This window comes from Cobetia sp. MMG027 (assembly GCF_027947415.1).
Lineage (GTDB): Bacteria > Pseudomonadota > Gammaproteobacteria > Pseudomonadales > Halomonadaceae > Cobetia > Cobetia marina.
Genome location: NZ_JAQJIO010000010.1, coordinates 211,033 through 227,894 on the forward strand (window position 1 = coordinate 211,033; position 16,862 = coordinate 227,894).

Genomic DNA, 16,862 nt, shown 5'->3' on the forward strand with positions numbered 1-16,862 from the left:
TCTACGCCGTTTTTGTCTCGTATGGTTTAGTAAAACTAAAGCCATGGGCAATTTTTATGGTTTGTGACTGTGGTGCCCCTCCCTCATCATGGCGTCATTCACTCGCACGGCCACTGGCTCGGCGGGAACTCGAGATGAGGTGTCGTCATGTCCATCAGCGTATTTGATCTCTTCAAGGTCGGTGTCGGTCCGTCCAGCTCGCATACCGTGGGCCCGATGCGCGCTGCCGCACAATTCGTGGAAACGCTGCGCGCAAGGGATCTGCTCGAGCGTGTGGCGCGCATCGAGGTGCAGCTGCATGGCTCGCTGTCCGCGACCGGTGTCGGGCATGGCACCGACAAGGCTGCCATCCTCGGGTTGATGGGTGAGCTGCCCGAGACCATCGACCCGACCATCATCGAGCCCTGCGTCGAGGAGCTGCTGGAATCCCAGACGCTGCTGCTCGACAACCGCATCGCGGTGCCCTTCGTGTGGGTGCGCGACATGCAGTGGCACGACGAGCCCTTGCCCTATCACCCGAATGCCATGCGTCTGGTGGCGCATGGCTACCGTGAGGAGCTGTATCGCAATGTCTACTACTCGGTAGGCGGCGGCTTCGTGGTCGATGAGGTGGAAGCGGCGCGTGATCCGTTGCTGGAAGACGAAACCCTGCGCCTTCCCTATGAGTTCAATACCGCCAATGAGCTGCTGGCGCTGTGTCGCATGCACAAGATGCGCATCAGTGAGCTGATGATGGCCAATGAGTGCTCGTTGCGCAGCGAAGCTCAGGTGCGTCGCGGTCTGTGGCGCATCTGGGAGGTGATGAATGAATGCATCGACAACGGCCTGAGCCATGAGGGCATTCTGCCCGGCGGGCTCAACGTCAAGCGGCGTGCCAAGCGGCTGCACGCGCGCCTTCTGGATGTGGAGTCCAGCAAGTCGATCATCACCTCGACCTTCTCGGCGATGGATTGGGTCAACCTGTTCGCGCTGGCGGTCAATGAAGAGAATGCCGCTGGTGGTCGCATGGTCACCGCGCCGACCAATGGCGCGGCGGGCATCATTCCGGCGGTGCTCAGCTACTACATGAAATTCCAGGAGGATGCGCGCGAGGAGGATGTGGTCGATTTCCTGCTCACGGCGGCCTCGGTAGGCATCCTGTGCAAGAAGAACGCGTCCATCTCCGGGGCGGAAGTCGGCTGTCAGGGCGAGGTGGGCTCCGCCTGCGCGATGGCGGCGGCCGGCCTTGCCGAGCTGATGGGCGCGACGCCGGAGCAGGTCGAGAACGCCGCGGAAATCGGTCTCGAGCACAATCTGGGGCTGACCTGTGACCCGATCGGCGGCCTGGTGCAGATTCCCTGCATCGAGCGCAATGCGATTGCCTCGGTCAAGGCGATCAACGCCGCCCAGATGGCGATGTGTGGCGATGGGGATCATTTCGTCTCGCTGGACAAGGCGATCCGCACCATGCGCGACACCGGCCGCGACATGCAGGACAAGTACAAGGAAACCTCCAAGGGCGGGCTCGCCGTCAACGCCATCGAGTGCTGATGCGGCTCCCTGTTTCGACGCTCTCTTTTCTCTTCTGAAGTCTTGCCATCTTCGGAGGCTAACGCATGGTCTCCGGCCAGAGATCATGTGCTCGGCAACCCTCATTGACGCCTCTCGGCACGGATTTCCGTGACCGGGATGGCGTCTTTTTTTGTGCGTCTCTTTCACCGACCGTCACCACCCGACGCCTGATATCTGGCAAGGAATCGTCCCCTTGCGCGTGCCCTGGCGGCAATCACCTGCCGCTGGCACCGCCATGCCCGATATTTCGCGCCTGTCGATGATCAAGCAGAAACTGATATATCGGCTATTGGTCGAGTGACGTGGGATGAGGCTGGCAGCGTGAGTGGCAGTGTTCTAGTTTACGTTAACGTTAATTGCGCTGAGTGCAACGCCCCTGTCGGGCGGCGTCAGCGCCTCTTCACTCAGCCTTGTCGCCACAGACACTGCCGGCTTGCCGGACAGGGACGGAGACCCGACATGCCATCACCTCCCATTCAGGGACCGCGCGCCAGTGGAGGTGCCTCTGCCACGGCGCCCATTCTCGAGACACGTGGCCTGAGCAAGGATTTTCGTGGTTTCACCGCCGTCGATGATGTCGATCTGCAGATTCAGGAAGGCCACATCCATGCGCTCATCGGACCGAATGGCGCAGGCAAGACCACGGTCTTCAACCTGCTGACCCGGTTCCTGCCCGCGACCCGTGGCGAGATTCTCTATCGTGGCAAGTCGATCACCCGCATGCGCTCGCATGAGATCGCGCGTCTCGGGCTGGTGCGTTCCTTCCAGATATCCGCAGTCTTCGCGCAGATGACGGTACTCGAGAATGTGCGGGTGGCACTGCAGCGCTCACAGGGCACCTCGTTTCACTTCTGGAAGTCCGAGCGCAGCCTCGACAGCCTCAATGAGCAGGCGCTGCATCTGCTGGAAGAGGTGGGGCTGCGCGAGGACGCCAACCGAGTGACGGCCAGTCTGCCCTATGGCCGCAAGCGTGCGCTGGAGCTCGCCACCACGCTGGCACTGGAGCCGACGGTGATGCTGCTGGATGAGCCGACCCAGGGCATGGGCGCCGAGGATGTAGACCGCGTGGTCGAGCTGATTCGCGTCGCGGCACGTGGGCGCACGGTGCTGATGGTCGAGCACAACCTGAGCGTGGTCAGTCGTCTGTGTGACCGCATCAGTGTGCTGGCGCGCGGACGCGTGCTGGCGGAAGGCGACTACGCCAGCGTATCGGCCGACCCCGAGGTGCGCGAGGCGTATCTGGGCAGCGAGGTGACCGATGTCACAGCGGATCAGCGCGAGGAAGTTTCATGACCCAGATTCTGGAAAGCCCGGCCAAGCGTCAGGCCTCTGCGAGTGACTCCGCCACGCCGCAAGAGCAGCTCTGTCTGCGCGAGCTGAACGCCTGGTATGGCGAGTCCCATGTGCTGCATGGCGTCAACATGACGGTGCGGCGCGGCGAGCTGGTGACCTTGCTGGGTCGCAATGGTGCCGGCCGCAGCAGCACGCTGCGCGCGATCATGAACATGGTCGGCCGGCGCAGTGGCGGGATCTTTCTCAAGGGTCGCGACACCATGAAGCTGGCCCCGCATCACATCGCCCATCTCGGTGTGGGCTACTGCCCCGAGGAGCGTGGCATCTTCTCGAGTCTGAGCGTCGAGGAAAACCTGCTGTTGCCACCGATGGTCAAGGGCGCAGGGCATGGCCAGAGCCAGAGCCAGCGTCAAGGTCAGGGTCAGGGTCAGGGTCAGGGTCAGAATCAGGGCATGTCGCTGGATGAGCTCTACGCGCTGTTTCCCAATCTGCATGAGCGGCGCAACAGCCAGGGCACGCGCCTCTCCGGTGGCGAGCAGCAGATGCTGGCGCTGGCGCGCATCCTGAGAACCGGTGCCGACCTGCTGTTGCTGGATGAGATCACCGAGGGCCTCGCGCCGGTCATCAATCAGAAGCTGGGTGAGGTGCTGATGCTGCTGAAGGCGCGCGGCATGACCATCGTGCTGGTCGAGCAGAATTTCCGCTTTGCCGCACCGCTGGCCGACCGCCATTACCTGATGGAGCACGGCACCATTCTTGAGGAGATCACCGCCGCTGAGCTGCCGGCACGCCACGAATATCTGCACAAGGTACTGGGGGTCTGAACTCCCGGTCGGGGTGAGCTGCACCGGGCTTGCCGCCATGCACCGCCGTTGCATTCGCCAATCTGAAGTCCGTACGTCTCACCACAACAATCACAATATTGCCGGGTAAACCGGTCTGGAGATGTCATGCACGCCACCGTTTCATCCAACGCCACCCCTGTCGCATCACCGTTGTCACGCCGCATCACGGCGGCCACACGCCGGCGCCTGTGGCCGCTGTCCGCGCTCATGATGGGGTCACTGCTGTCGGCGGGAATCGCGCAGGCCGATATCAGTGACGGCGTGATCAAGATCGGCTATCTGGCCGACATGTCGGGTACCTATCGTGACCTGGCAGGCCCGGGCGGCCTGGATGCGCTCAAGATGGCGGTCGAGGACTTCGGCGGCAGCGTCAACGGCATGCCGATCGAGGTATTGAGTGCCGATGACCGCAACAGCGCCGATGTCGGTGCCAATACGGTGCGCGGCTGGATCGATCAGCAGAATGTCGACATGGTCGCAGGCCTGGTGGCCTCATCGGTGAGCATCGCGGTGACGCGGATTCTCGCCGAACAGGACACGCTGGGAATCGTCTCCGGCTCGGCGGCCTCCAGCATCACCAATGAGCATTGCACGCCCAATCATGTCCACTGGGTGTATGACACTTATCCGCTGGCGCATGGCACGGCCAAGGCCATCGTCGATGAAGGCGGCGACAGCTGGTTCCTGCTGACTGCGGATTATGCCTTCGGTCATGCCCTGGAAGGGGATGTGGAAAAGGTGGTGACCGAGAACGGCGGGAGCATCGTCGGCAAGGTGCGTCATCCGTTCCCGACCAGTGATTTCTCCTCCTACATCCTGCAGGCGCAGGGTTCCGGCGCCAAGATCGTCGGGCTGGCCAACGCCGGGGCGGACACCGTCAATGCGTTGACCACGGCGAGTCAGTTCGGCGTGGTGCAGTCGGGGCAGTCGCTGGCGGGGCTGTTGATCTTCCTCAACGACGTGCACGCGCTGGGGCTTGAGGTCGCGCAGGGGCTGCAGCTCACCACCGGCTGGTACTGGGACCTCAATGACGAGACGCGTGCCTGGTCCCAGCGCTATCACGAGCGCAATGCGCGCATGCCGACCATGGTCCAGGCCGGCATCTACTCAAGCACCCTGCATTACCTGAATGCGGTGGCAGCCACCGGCAGTGATGACACCGCCACCGTGCGGGCGAAGATGGGCGAGACGCCGGTCAATGACATGTTCGCCAACAACGGCACCATCCGTGCCGATGGGCGCATGGTGCACGACATGTACCTGGTCAAGGTCAAGGCGCCCTCCGAATCCCGAGGCGAGTGGGATGTCTATGACGTGATCCGCACCATTCCCGGCGCTGAAGCCTACCGACCGCTGGCGGACAGCCAGTGCGAGTTGGTCAAGGGCTGAAGGCGAACGTCAGTCGAGTCGCTGAGACGTATGGCATGGCGCTGCTGATCACGGGATCGGCAGCGCCGAACGGCTGACGCAAGTGGGCGCTGAAAAGGACTGAGCGGATGACGATGATTCTTGGAATACCCCTGATGGTACTGTTCGGCCAGCTGATGCTGGGGCTGATCAATGGTGCCTTCTATGCATTGCTGAGTCTGGGGCTGGCGGTGATCTTCGGTCTGTTGCGCATCATCAACTTCGCGCATGGTGCCCAGTACATGCTGGGGGCCTTCGCGGCGCTGCTGGGGGCGCAGTATCTGGGGCTCAATTACTGGGCGGCGCTGATCGTGGTGCCGCTGGTGGTGGGGGCGCTGGGCATTCTTGTCGAGCGCTTCCTGCTGCGCCGCATCCAGCATCTCGATCACCTTTATGGCCTGCTGCTGACCTTCGGTCTGGCGCTGATCCTCGAGGGCACGCTGGTGAATCTGTTCGGTGTCTCGGGGTCGAGCTACCCGATTCCCGAGGCGCTGAGTGGCGGCTTCAAGCTGAGCTTCATGTTCCTGCCCACCTATCGCGCCTGGGTGCTGGTGGCGGCACTGGTGGTCTGCTTCGGAGTCTGGTTCCTGATCGAGCGCACGCGTCTCGGTGCCTATCTGCGCGCGGGGACCGAGAATCCTGAGCTGGTGCAGGCCTTCGGCATCAATGTGCCCTTGATGGTGTCACTGACCTACGGACTGGGCGTGGCGCTGGCCGCCTTCGCCGGCGTGCTGGCCGCACCCTTGTATCCCGTCTCGCCGACCATGGGCTCGAGCCTGTTGATCGTGGTGTTCGCGGTGGTGGTCATCGGTGGAATGGGCTCGATTCTCGGTGCCATCCTCACCGGGCTCGCGATGGGGCTGATCGAGGGGCTGACCAAGGTGTTCTATCCCGAGGCCGCCAATACCGTGATCTTCGTGGTGATGGTGATGGTCTTGATGCTTCGCCCCGCCGGGCTGTTCGGAAAGGAGGCCTGACATGGCCGTACTGCAACAGGACCACCAGGCCGCGCGTGCAGGCAGCGCGCCGCGCAGAATCACCCCGCTGGGCGTGCTGTATCTCGTGCTGTTCCTGCTCGGGTTGCTGGCGCCCTGGGTCGCCTATCCCGTCTTTCTGATGAAGATTCTGTGCTTCGCGCTGTTCGCGAGCGCCTTCAATCTGCTGCTCGGCTTCGTGGGGCTACTGTCCTTCGGGCATGCCGCCTTCCTGGCCACGGGTGCCTACATCACCGGCTTTCTGCTCGCGGAGTATCCGGGCCTGAGTCCCGCGCTGGGCATCGTGGCCGGCACCTTGGGGGCCGTGGTGCTCGGCACGCTGTTCGGCGCGCTGGCCATCCGGCGGCAGGGCATCTACTTCGCGATGATCACGCTGGCCCTGGCACAGATGATGTTCTTCTTCTTCATCCAGGCGCCGTTCACCCATGGGGAAGATGGCCTGCATGGCGTGCCGCGCGGTGAGCTGTTCGGCGTGTTCGATCTGGCGGACAACCACACGCTCTATTACGTCGTGTTCGCGATCTTCGTGGCGGCCTTTGCCCTGATCCGCCGTGTGGTGCATTCCCCCTTCGGTCAGGTGCTGAAGGCGATTCGCGAGAACGAGCCGCGTGCCATCTCGCTGGGCTATCACACCGATGCCTACAAGCTGGTCGCCTTCGTGCTGTCGGCGGGGCTGGCGGGCCTTGCGGGAGCGACCAAGACGCTGGTGTTCCAGCTCGCCTCGCTGGGCGATGCCAGCTGGCACATGTCGGGGGAGGTGATCCTGATGACACTGCTGGGCGGTGTCGGCACGCTGCTCGGGCCGCTGGTGGGTTCCGGACTGGTCATCGGGCTTCAGCATCAGCTGGCGCAGTCCGCGCTGGGGGATTGGGTCAGCGTGATACTGGGCGCCATCTTCGTGGTCTGCGTGCTCAGCTTCCGCAGCGGCATCATCGGGGAATGCCAACGCTGGATCGCGCGTCGTCAGCAGCGGGAAGAAAAATGAGCGGCGAGGGTGGGGATGAGAAGCGAGGTCAGCAAGAAGGTGCGGGTGGCGCGTTTTGCTCTTAAGCAAAGAAAATCAATGGCTTGCCGATGACTTCAGGCATAAAAAAAGTCCACCCAAGTGGGTGGACTTAAATGCCATTGTATATCGAGGGGGATACGCCGGTCCCGGATCCTCGACTCAGCAATGAGCACGCCATGCGAGATAGCCGCCATTTGCCATCTCGCTTTATAGATTGCATACCTGGTGCCAGCTTTCTAGCAAGTCATTCAAAATCAATAGCTTGAGTGTTTTCTCTTCGCCAGATGCCTGCCAGGTGGCGGTCAGGCGAGTCGAGGCGTGCGCATTGCCGGGCGGATCATGGTGCGTTGCAGCATGGTTGTGCACCAAATATGTGCCATTTTTCGAGCATATCCGTACGTCATCAATAGCTTATGTGCTTTTCAGGCATCGGCCTGTCCGCTAGCACTGTATCTGCACGGCATCCCCCTCGAGGCGAGCCGGCCACACCTGAAGCGAGAGCGTCTCGTCATCCAGGCATTGGCCATCCTTGAGTCGATAGCGCTGCTTGTAGAGCGGCGAGATCACCAGTGGCTCACCGGCATGATCGCCCAGCAGACCGCGGGCGATCACGTTGGCGCCGGATACCGGATCATGATGGTCGATGGCGAACAGCGTGAGGGCGTCGCTGTCCGCGCTGGAGGGTAGCGTGAACAGCGCGATCTGGAAGTCCTGGCCGGCCTGTTCCAGCCAGGCGGCCACCCCGGAGCCCGGCACCAGGTCCCCGCGCTGACAGAGTGTCACCCAGCGAAGTGGCGACTCCTCCTTGGTTGAGGTGTCAGGTGCCGTGTCCTGAGCCGTGTGGCACGCTGTGGAGAGCGGTGTGGAAGCGAGTGCAGGCGATGTCATGAGCGCACCTCCGTGGCCAGGTTGGCCGTCAGTTCTGTTGCCAGGCTGATGCCTGAGTCCGTTCCCTCATCGAGAGAGCCGCCGTCACTGGTGATCAGCTCGCCGCGGCTTGCCGGGCGTATCTGGTCACGCTCGATGATGTTGACCACGGCCGGGTCGGGTCGCTGGTCATTCACGTAGTGGCGGAAGCGCTTGAGCTTCTCGGGACTCTTGAGGGCATTGGCCCATTCGCACTCGTAGCGGTCCACCACCTGTTGCATCTGCTCCTCGAGGGTCTCGCCAAGCCCCAGACTGTCCTCGAGAATCACCTCCTTCAGATAGTCGAGCCCGCCTTCGAGGCCCTCGCGCCAGACAGAGGTGCGCTGCAGGCGATCGGCGGTGCGAATGTAGAACATCAGGAAGCGGTCGATGGTGCGGATCAGTGTCTCGTCATCCAGATCGGTCGCGAACAGCTCCGCGTGACGCGGGCGCATGCCGCCGTTGCCGCAGACGTAGAGGTTCCAGCCGTTCTCGGTGGCGATCACGCCGACATCCTTGCTCTGGGCCTCGGCGCATTCGCGGGTACAGCCGGAGACGGCGAACTTGAGCTTGTGCGGTGAACGCAGGCCCTTGTAGCGGTCTTCCAGCGTCAGCGCCATCGCCATGCTGTCCTGCACGCCATAGCGACACCAGGTGCTGCCGATGCAGGATTTCACCGTACGGGTGGACTTGCCGTAGGCGTGGCCGGTCTCGAAGCCGGCGGCGATCAATTCACCCCAGATATCCGGCAGTTCATGCAGCTGGGCGCCGAAGAGGTCGATGCGTTGCCCGCCGGTGATCTTGGTATAGAGGTTGTAGCGCTTGCCGATCTCGCCGATGGCGATCAGCTTGTCCGGCGTGATCTCGCCGCCGGGAATGCGTGGCACCACGGAGTAGGTGCCGTTCTTCTGCATGTTGGCCATGAAGGTGTCATTGGTGTCCTGCAGCGGAATGTGCGAGGCCTCGGTGATCGGCGCATTCCAGCACGAGGCCAGAATCGAGCCCACCGCGGGCTTGCAGACCTCGCAGCCCAGGGCATCGGGATGGCGACCGTGGCTGGCCATCAGCTCGGCGAAGGTCTGGATGCCTTCGACGCGCACCAGCGAGTAGAGCTCCTGACGGGTATGCGCGAAGTGCTCGCACAGCGAGCGATCGACCTCGACGCCACGACTTTCCAGCTCGGCATCCACCACCTTCTTGAGCAGCGCCGCACAGCCCCCGCAGCCGGTACTGGCCTTGGTGCAGGCCTTGATGGCGCCCAGATCGCTGTTGCCGGCGTCGATGGCGCTGCACACATCTCCCTTGGAAACGTTGTGGCAGGAGCACAGGGTGGCGCTGTCAGGCAGGGCATCCGCGCCCAGGGTGATGGACTCGCCACTGGCATCCGGCAGGATCAGTGCCGCCGGGTCCTTGGGCGCCGCGATGCCATTGGTGACGTACTGCAGCAGGGTGTCGTAGCGCGAGTTGTCACCGATCAGCACCGCGCCCAGTACCTGCTTGCGGTCCTGCGAGACGACAAGGCGTCGATAGACGCCGTCGGCCTCGTCACAGTAACGATAGCTGATCGCGCCTTCGCTCTTGCCCTGGGCGTCACCGATGGAGCCGACATCCACCCCCAGCAGCTTGAGCTTGGTGGACATGTCGGCGCCCTGGAAGCGGAAGCGCTCCTGCGCATCGCTTGTGGCATCGCCTGTGCTGGCGGCCAGCAGGGACGCCACGCCGCGTGCCATCTGATAGCCGGGCGCGACCAGCCCGAAGATGCGCGATTGCCACAGGGCGCACTCGCCGATGGCAAAGATTTCCGGGTCCGAGGTGCGGCATTCGTCATCGATGATGATGCCGCCGCGCTCGCCGATCTCGAGGCTGGCGCTGCGTGCCAGTGCATCCTGAGGACGGATGCCGGCGGAAAACACGATCAGATCCGCTTCCAGATGCTCACCGTCGGAGAAATTCATCCGCCACTGGTACTCCTCGCCGGGCACGATGTCGGTGGTGGCGCGATTGAGGTGCACTCCCACGCCCAGCGCAGTGATGTGTTGCTTGAGTGCCAGGCCGCCATCCTCATCCAGCTGCACCGGCATCAGGCGTGGCGCGAATTCGACCACATGCGCCTCCAGACCGAGTGACTTGAGGGCGTTGGCGGCCTCAAGTCCCAGCAGGCCGCCACCGACCACCACGCCACGCGTCTTGCCGTCGGCAGCGGCGCGTATCTGGTCGAGGTCTTCCAGGGTGCGGTAGACCAGCCGATTGCTGGCGGCAGCCTCGCTGCCTGGCTCGCCAAGGCCCTGGATGGGCGGCACGAAAGGCGTGGAGCCGGTGGCCAGCACCAGGCTGTCGTAGGGATAGCGCCCTTGGGGAGTGATGACATGGCCGCCGTCGCGATCGATCGCCGTGACGCACTCGTCGAGGTGCAGCGTGATACCGGCGCTGGCGTAATCCTCCACGCTGCCGAGCGCGAGAGAATCGGCATCGCGTCCGGTGAAGTACTCCGAGAGATGTACGCGGTCGTAGGCGATGTGGCGCTCTTCGCCGAAGACATGAATCTGGTAGTGCGCGGTGGCGCCCAGCGCGATCAGCTGCTCGACGCAATGATGGCCTACCATGCCATTGCCGATGATGATCAGGTGTTTCATGCGGCCTCCTCGAAGGTGTCAGGGGTGGTGTCGCGATCAGGATGTTGAGATGCAGTGTTCTGGTGGGTCGCTCTGCCGCCGGGGTCATTCGGTGGGCCAGAGGGTGTCTCGTCCAGTTGTGCCAGCGCTTGTGCGGGCATGAGCAGCAGGTCGTCACGAATCGCTGTCAGTGGCGTGCCTGCCTTGAGGGCTTCGAACAGCGCGTTGCCGGCACTGACATCGCCGTAGAGCACCACCCCGACCAGACGCTCATCGCGCAGCAGCAGGCGGCGGTAGTCACCCAGGGCGTGGTCCTGATAGACCAGCACCTCGTCAGTGGGATGTGGCATCAGCTCGCCGCAGCTGTAGAGGTCGATACCGCTGACCTTGAGACGCGTCGCCAGGGGGGCATTGCGATAGGGCGGGGTCGCTTGCTCAAGAAGATGGCGTGCGAGCACCTCGATCTGTGCCCAGATGGGCTCGATCAGACCGAAGGTCTCGCCCTCCACCTCACAGCATTCGCCCAGCGCGTGAATGTGCGGATCGCTCGTGAGCAGGTGGCCATCGACCTGGACAGCGCGCTGGCAGGCCAGGCCGGCAGCACGCGCAAGCGTGATCTCGGGGCGGATGCCAGTGGCGGCGATGGTCAGTCCGGCGTGCAGTTCACGGCCATCCTTGAGACGCACGCCAGTGATGCGGCCCGCCGGCGTCTCGAGCCATTGCTCAAGATGCGCGTCGGTGATGATCTCGAGGCCGCGCTCGCTCAGCTCCTGCTCCAGCAAACCAGCGGCCACGTCATCCAGCTGACGGTTCATCAGGCGCTCGCTGCGCTGTAGTAGCGTCACCTCAAGGCCACCCTTGCGCAGGCCCTCGGCGGCTTCGAGCCCCAGCAGGCCGCCGCCGATCACCAGGGCATTGCCGTCGTGACCGGCCCCGGTGCGACAGGCGGCCTGCATCTGCTCGACATCCCTGAGGTCACGAAAGCCCATCAGTCCCGGTGGCCAATCATTGGCATCCAGTGCCTGAGGCAGGTGAGCGGGGAGCGGCAGTGGCAGCGCCGGGCGTGACCCCGTGGCGATCACCAGACGCTGATAGGGAATGCGGCGACCGCTGGCGGTCTCGACACAGCGGGCGGCGCGGTCGATCTGACAGGCGGGATCACCGCTGATCCGTGTGATGCCATGCAGCGAGAACCAGTCGGCCTGCTGGCTGATCAGGTCATCGGCTTGCGTCTCGCCCGCCAATAGTGGGGAGAGCTGAATGCGGTTGTAGGGCAGGTGAGGTTCTTCACCGATCACCGTGACTGCCCAGGGGAGCTGGCGATCAGGTGACAGCGCGACCAGTTGCTCCAGCAGCTTTTGCGCCGCCATGCCATGACCGATGATGATCAGGGACGGGGTCGTGTCGCCGGTGGAAGATGACGGATGCATGCTGCCTCCTTGCGATGGGATATCGAGTGCAAAAAAAAAGCGCCTGCTTGCCGCCGTGAAGTTCACGACGTCAAGCAGGCGCCTTTGCCTGGAAGATGAGGGCTAAGCATTGGATAGCGAGTTGCAGTGCTGCGCGACGTTACGGCTGTCACTCGGGACTGCGGCAGGTCTGGCGGACCGTTGGCTGCCGTGCATCCACATGGATGCGCGGCGAGACCTGCGATTCGGGGTCGTCATTGACCCAACCTGTCAGGAATACAGCGAATTTGGTGCCGCCTGAGGAAAAACCACCAACTTTCATTGGTTTGTGAGTATTTCGATGTCGAGGGTCAGGTGTTTTCGAGTGGCTTGAGGCGCCATGGGAGCCGCCTGTCGTGAGGGAATGGTGCAGGAAGTCTCAAGGATGCACAGGGCTGGTGCGACAAGGCGGAGTGAGCGGCAGGGTCTTGCGGCTCCTGTCGACAGACTGGTGAGGCTGAATTGTGCAAGTTGCTGTTATCAAAGAGAAAGAGAAAGGGTTGGTCTGGTATCTGCCTCTTTTACCGCATTCATGTGCAGACATGACTGAGGGATCCATGTTCGCGTCAGCAATGACGTCGGGCATTACATCCGGCCAATGGCGGCTTGATCAGTCAGTCCCCGCGATGACCCGAACCGGGTCAGATACCTAGTCAGTGAACAGATATCAGCAACAGGCAAAGGCGCCTGATGACCGCACGCTTCGTGCTCGGTCGTCAGGCGCCTTTTTCGTGGTCAACGTTCTGTGCTCAATGCACCAGGGAGTGATGTCGATGCAAGTCAGGAATCCCCCAGACGCCCCGCAACCTGCTAGATGTCGTGCCACTACCACCTGCCCGTATTGCGGTGTCGGATGTGGTGTGGCGGTCGAGCTTGAGCAGGACCAGGACAGTGTGCGCATCGTGTCGTTGAGTGGTGATGTCGCGCATCCGGCCAATCATGGCCGGCTCTGCGTCAAGGGCTCCGCGCTTGCCGAGACGCTGTCGGCCGATGGGCGTCTGACGATGCCGCAGGTGCGTGATGAGGCCGGGGTATTGCGAGAGGTGAGCTGGGAGACGGCGCTGGACCTGATCGCCGCACGCTTTGCTGATCTGAGCAGGACGCATGGCGGAGAAAGCATCGCCGCCTATCTCTCGGGGCAGCTGCTGACCGAGGACTATTACGTCGCCAACAAGCTGTTCAAGGGCTTCATCGGTACCCCTCATCTGGATACCAATTCGCGACTGTGCATGGCCTCGGCCGTCGTGGCTCACAAGCGTGCCTTCGGAGCGGACGCCGTGCCCTGCAGTTATGAGGACCTCGAGCGTGCCGAGCTGGTCGTGCTGGTCGGCAGCAATCTGGCCTGGAACCATCCGGTGCTGTTTCAGCGGCTCAAGCAGGCGCGTATCGACAATCCATTGCTGCGAATCGTGGTGATCGACCCCCGGGTGACCGACAGCTGCGAGATCGCCGATCTCTATCTTGGCCTGCGTCCCGGCAGTGATGCGCGTCTCTTCAATGGTCTGCTGGCCTACATGGCAGATCGCGGACGCCTGGATCGCCTCTATCTGAAGGCGCACACCCAGGGCTTCGATGCGGCGCTCAAGGCGGCAAGGCGGGAAGACTGCTCGCTGGCGGCAATCGCGCGCGACTGTGATGTCGATGTGGAGCGTCTCGAGACTTTCTATTACTGGTTCGCGACCCAGTTGCATGTGGTGACGCTGTTCTCCCAGGGTGTGAACCAATCGACCAGCGGTACCGACAAGGGCAATGCGATCATCAATTGCCATCTGGCCGGGGGCAAGCTCGGGCTGCCGGGGGCGGGACCGTTCTCGATCACCGGACAGCCCAACGCGATGGGCGGCCGGGAAGTCGGTGGACTGGCCAATCAGCTGGCGGCACACATGGACTACGAGACGCCGGGCGCGCGGGAGCTGGTCGGTGAATTCTGGAACGCCCCGAATATCCCTCAGGGGCCGGGGCACAAGGCGGTCGAACTGTTCGCGGCGATCGAGCGTGGAGAGATACAGGCGCTATGGATCATGGCGACCAATCCGGCGGTCAGTCTGCCGGACAGTACGCGCGTACGTGCGGCGCTGGCGGCCTGTCCGCTGGTGATCGTCTCCGAGTGCATGGCGGACAGCGACACCCTGGCGTATGCCGATGTGGTGTTGCCGGCCAGCAGCTGGAGCGAGAAGGATGGCACCGTCACCAATTCCGAGCGCTGCATCTCGCGTCAGCGTGGGTTGCTCGCACCGCCGGGCGAGGCACGTCACGACTGGTGGCAGCTGGCGGAGGTCGGCAAGCGCATGGGGTACCAGGCGGCATTTGGCTACTCGGGGCCCCACGCGATCTTCCGTGAGCACGCCAGACTGTCCGGCTTCCGCAACGTCGCGCCACGTCACAAGGCTCACAAGGCGGGCAGCAAGCCTCTGGCGGCTTCCTCGATCAGGCGGCTGTTCAACATCGCGCCGCTGGCCGAGCTGGATCGCGAGGGCTATGACGCGCTCAGACCGATTCAATGGCCGGTACGGCGTGGTGAGAAGGGGGAGCTCATCGGCACATTGCGGCTGTTCGAGGATGCCACCTTCAATACGCCCAATGGTCGCGCACGGCTGGTGCCCGTGACCCCGCAATTGCCGCATCAGGCGCTGAGTGATGCGACACCGCTGCGCCTCAATACCGGTCGCATTCGTGATCAGTGGCACACCATGACACGGACTGCACGCAGCGCGCGCCTGATGAATCATCGCGCCGAACCCTTCGTGGAGCTTCACCCGCAGGATGCCGCGGCTCGCGGCCTGCAGGACGGGGCTCTGGCGCAGCTTGCAGGGCGTGATGAGCAGGGGAGCGTGCGTGGCGACTATCGTGCGCGTGTGCGTATCAGTCATGGCCAGCGTCAGGGTGAGGTGTTCATCCCCATGCACTGGAATGATCACTTCGCCAGTCACGGGCGCGCCGGGGCGTTGCTGGCCGGCCTGGTCGATCCTCTCTCCGGTCAGCCGGAATCCAAGCATGGCGCGGTCGATGTCATGCCATTGCCCTGTGAATGGCAGGCCACCTTGCTGATCGCCCCTGGCGTATGGGGTGGGCATGAAGATCTTGCAGGCGCGATGACAGAGCTCGAGGGATGCTATTGGGCGCGCATCCCGCAGGCGACATTGGTGCGCTGTCAGCTGGCAGGAGAAGGGCAGCCGGATTGGGCGCTCTGGTGTGAAAGGCATCTGAGTGTTCAGGCGGGGCTCTGGGCACAGGATGTGGCACAGGGAGGCATCAGTGCCGCAGGTTTTCGTGAGGGACGGCTGATCTGGTGGTTGAGGGTCACCGCTGGCGCGGCACGCTCCGACCGACAGCCCAACATTGCCTGGCTGGGGGAATGTTTCGCCTCTGACCAGCTTTCTGCACTCGAGCGTCGCAGTCTCCTCGCCGGACGCCTCTCTGGTCAGGCGGATGTCGGGACGATGGTATGCGCCTGCCATCAGGTCGGCGAACTCACGATTCGGCAGGCCATCCAGTCGGGTGACCGTTGCGTGGAAGCATTGGGGGCGCGATTGGCCTGCGGCACTCGCTGTGGCTCCTGCCTGCCTGAACTCAAACGTCTTGTGGAAGAGGAGCGATCCGATGAGCGGACTGATTCGTTGGAAATGGCGTGACCTGATGGCATCGAGCATCAATTCAGCAACCCTCGGCATCTCCATGGCACGGCTGACGGAAGGCTTGCTGTCGCGTCGCGAGTGGCGTGCCATTGGCGGACAGGCACCATCACGGACTGACGCCGGGGCCATCACGCCTGCCTGGGGCGGGCTTCTTCCGGGGCAGGTCGCGTTGGTCGGAGCCGGGCCGGGGGATCCGGAACTGATGACGCTCAAGGCCTGGAGAATGCTCAATGCAGCGGATGCCGTGGTCTATGATCGCCTGGTCGGTGACGAGATTCTGGCTCAGCTCCCGATGCACTGTGAGCGCTATTACGTCGGCAAGGCCTGCGGCAATCACAGCGTACCCCAGGACGAGATCGGCGCGCTGATGGTGCGTCTGGCCAAGGAGGGCATGCGTGTGGTCAGGCTCAAGGGCGGGGATCCCGGTATCTTCGGTCGCATGGGAGAAGAGCTGGCGGCACTTGATGAGGCTGGCATCACCCGTCATGTCGTTCCCGGCATCACCGCGGCCGCCGGTGCGGCAGCTTCGCTGGGCATGCCGCTCACCGACAGGGCTCATGCTCAGCGGCTGCGATTCGTGACCGCCCAGCTGTGCAGTCGGAATGACCAGCCCGAATGGCAGCAGCTGGCACGCCGGGATGAAACGTTGCTCTTCTATATGGGGCTGAATCGCCTCGACACCATCTGTGATGAGCTGCAGCGCCATGGTCTGCCGTCAGACTGGCCGATGATGCTGGTGGCCAATGCGAGCCTCCCCGAGCAGCAGGCCCTGCACGGCACCCTGGGTGACATGGTGGCTCGTCTGGCAGAATGCCCGCTGCCGACACCCTGCCTGATCATCGTGGGCAGCGTATGCGAGATGGCAGCGGGGCGAGACCTCGTGATGGCTGCGGCCATGGCACATTCCTCAGAGCGCGAAGCGCGTGTCGCCTGACAAGATCAGCCGCGCCGAGGCGGCTGCAAGGTGGCCAGTCTTGTCACGGGGTCAGAAGGGGAGTCGTTCTGGAGGGCATGTGGATGAATCTTTTATCCACAAGGCCTTGAAACCAGGCCGGTGAATGCGTAAAGTACGCATCCGCTGCCGGGGACGCATGGCGTTACCAGCGGTGAAAGAGGTTTGCAGGTGATTGTTTTGTTTGATGTTTTTGAAGTCCGCTTCCAAAC

General features: G+C 63.1%; 11 protein-coding genes. 8 read left to right on the forward strand and 3 right to left on the reverse strand.

Annotated features, from left to right (window positions below):
• Nucleotides 1-147: 147 nt before the first annotated feature.
• The 6 genes from PJK54_RS14935 to PJK54_RS14960 all read left to right on the forward strand — a co-directional run bounded on the left by PJK54_RS14935 (nucleotide 148) and on the right by PJK54_RS14960 (nucleotide 7,076).
• On the forward strand, nucleotides 148-1,530 hold the full coding sequence (locus PJK54_RS14935) for an L-serine ammonia-lyase (RefSeq protein WP_077378125.1): 1,383 nt from the start codon (nucleotides 148-150) through the stop codon (nucleotides 1,528-1,530).
• A 480-nt stretch (nucleotides 1,531-2,010) separates the two neighbouring features.
• Nucleotides 2,011-2,844, forward strand: coding sequence for an ABC transporter ATP-binding protein (locus PJK54_RS14940; protein WP_176503631.1), 834 nt, complete (start codon nucleotides 2,011-2,013; stop codon nucleotides 2,842-2,844).
• Nucleotides 2,841-3,668 carry an ABC transporter ATP-binding protein gene (locus PJK54_RS14945; protein ID WP_271303252.1) on the forward strand — a complete coding sequence of 276 codons (828 nt, stop codon included), beginning with the start codon at nucleotides 2,841-2,843 and terminating at the stop codon, nucleotides 3,666-3,668. The genes PJK54_RS14940 and PJK54_RS14945 overlap by 4 nt, the downstream gene beginning before the upstream one ends.
• A 228-nt stretch (nucleotides 3,669-3,896) precedes the next feature.
• Nucleotides 3,897-5,078 (forward strand): ABC transporter substrate-binding protein, encoded by a 1,182-nt coding sequence (locus PJK54_RS14950; protein ID WP_271303261.1) that lies wholly within the window; start codon nucleotides 3,897-3,899, stop codon nucleotides 5,076-5,078.
• A gap of 107 nt (nucleotides 5,079-5,185) precedes the next feature.
• The gene (locus PJK54_RS14955; protein ID WP_176494279.1) at nucleotides 5,186-6,073 is read left to right on the forward strand and encodes a branched-chain amino acid ABC transporter permease; all 888 of its coding nucleotides are present in this window, start codon (nucleotides 5,186-5,188) and stop codon (nucleotides 6,071-6,073) included.
• A 1-nt stretch (nucleotide 6,074) separates the two neighbouring features.
• Nucleotides 6,075-7,076 (forward strand): branched-chain amino acid ABC transporter permease, encoded by a 1,002-nt coding sequence (locus tag PJK54_RS14960; RefSeq protein ID WP_136939562.1) that lies wholly within the window; start codon nucleotides 6,075-6,077, stop codon nucleotides 7,074-7,076.
• A 462-nt stretch (nucleotides 7,077-7,538) separates the two neighbouring features.
• On the opposite strand, the gene nirD is transcribed toward PJK54_RS14960, so the two are convergent.
• The 3 genes from nirD to PJK54_RS14975 are packed head-to-tail and all read right to left on the reverse strand — an operon-like array spanning nucleotide 7,539 to nucleotide 12,045.
• Nucleotides 7,539-7,985, reverse strand: coding sequence for a nitrite reductase small subunit NirD (nirD, locus tag PJK54_RS14965; RefSeq protein ID WP_271303253.1), 447 nt, complete (start codon nucleotides 7,983-7,985; stop codon nucleotides 7,539-7,541).
• On the reverse strand, nucleotides 7,982-10,636 hold the full coding sequence (gene nirB / locus PJK54_RS14970; RefSeq protein WP_271303254.1) for a nitrite reductase large subunit NirB: 2,655 nt from the start codon (nucleotides 10,634-10,636) through the stop codon (nucleotides 7,982-7,984). The genes nirD and nirB overlap by 4 nt, the downstream gene beginning before the upstream one ends.
• Nucleotides 10,633-12,045 carry an NAD(P)/FAD-dependent oxidoreductase gene (locus PJK54_RS14975; RefSeq protein ID WP_191237678.1) on the reverse strand — a complete coding sequence of 471 codons (1,413 nt, stop codon included), beginning with the start codon at nucleotides 12,043-12,045 and terminating at the stop codon, nucleotides 10,633-10,635. Before PJK54_RS14975 ends, nirB begins: the two co-directional genes overlap by 4 nt.
• Before the next feature lie 791 nt (nucleotides 12,046-12,836).
• Between PJK54_RS14975 and PJK54_RS14980 the strand changes: the two genes are divergently transcribed.
• Nucleotides 12,837-15,695, forward strand: coding sequence for a nitrate reductase (locus tag PJK54_RS14980; RefSeq protein ID WP_271303255.1), 2,859 nt, complete (start codon nucleotides 12,837-12,839; stop codon nucleotides 15,693-15,695).
• The gene (gene cobA / locus PJK54_RS14985; protein ID WP_271303256.1) at nucleotides 15,664-16,632 is read left to right on the forward strand and encodes a uroporphyrinogen-III C-methyltransferase; all 969 of its coding nucleotides are present in this window, start codon (nucleotides 15,664-15,666) and stop codon (nucleotides 16,630-16,632) included. Before PJK54_RS14980 ends, cobA begins: the two co-directional genes overlap by 32 nt.
• The last annotated feature ends 230 nt before the right edge of the window (nucleotides 16,633-16,862 follow it).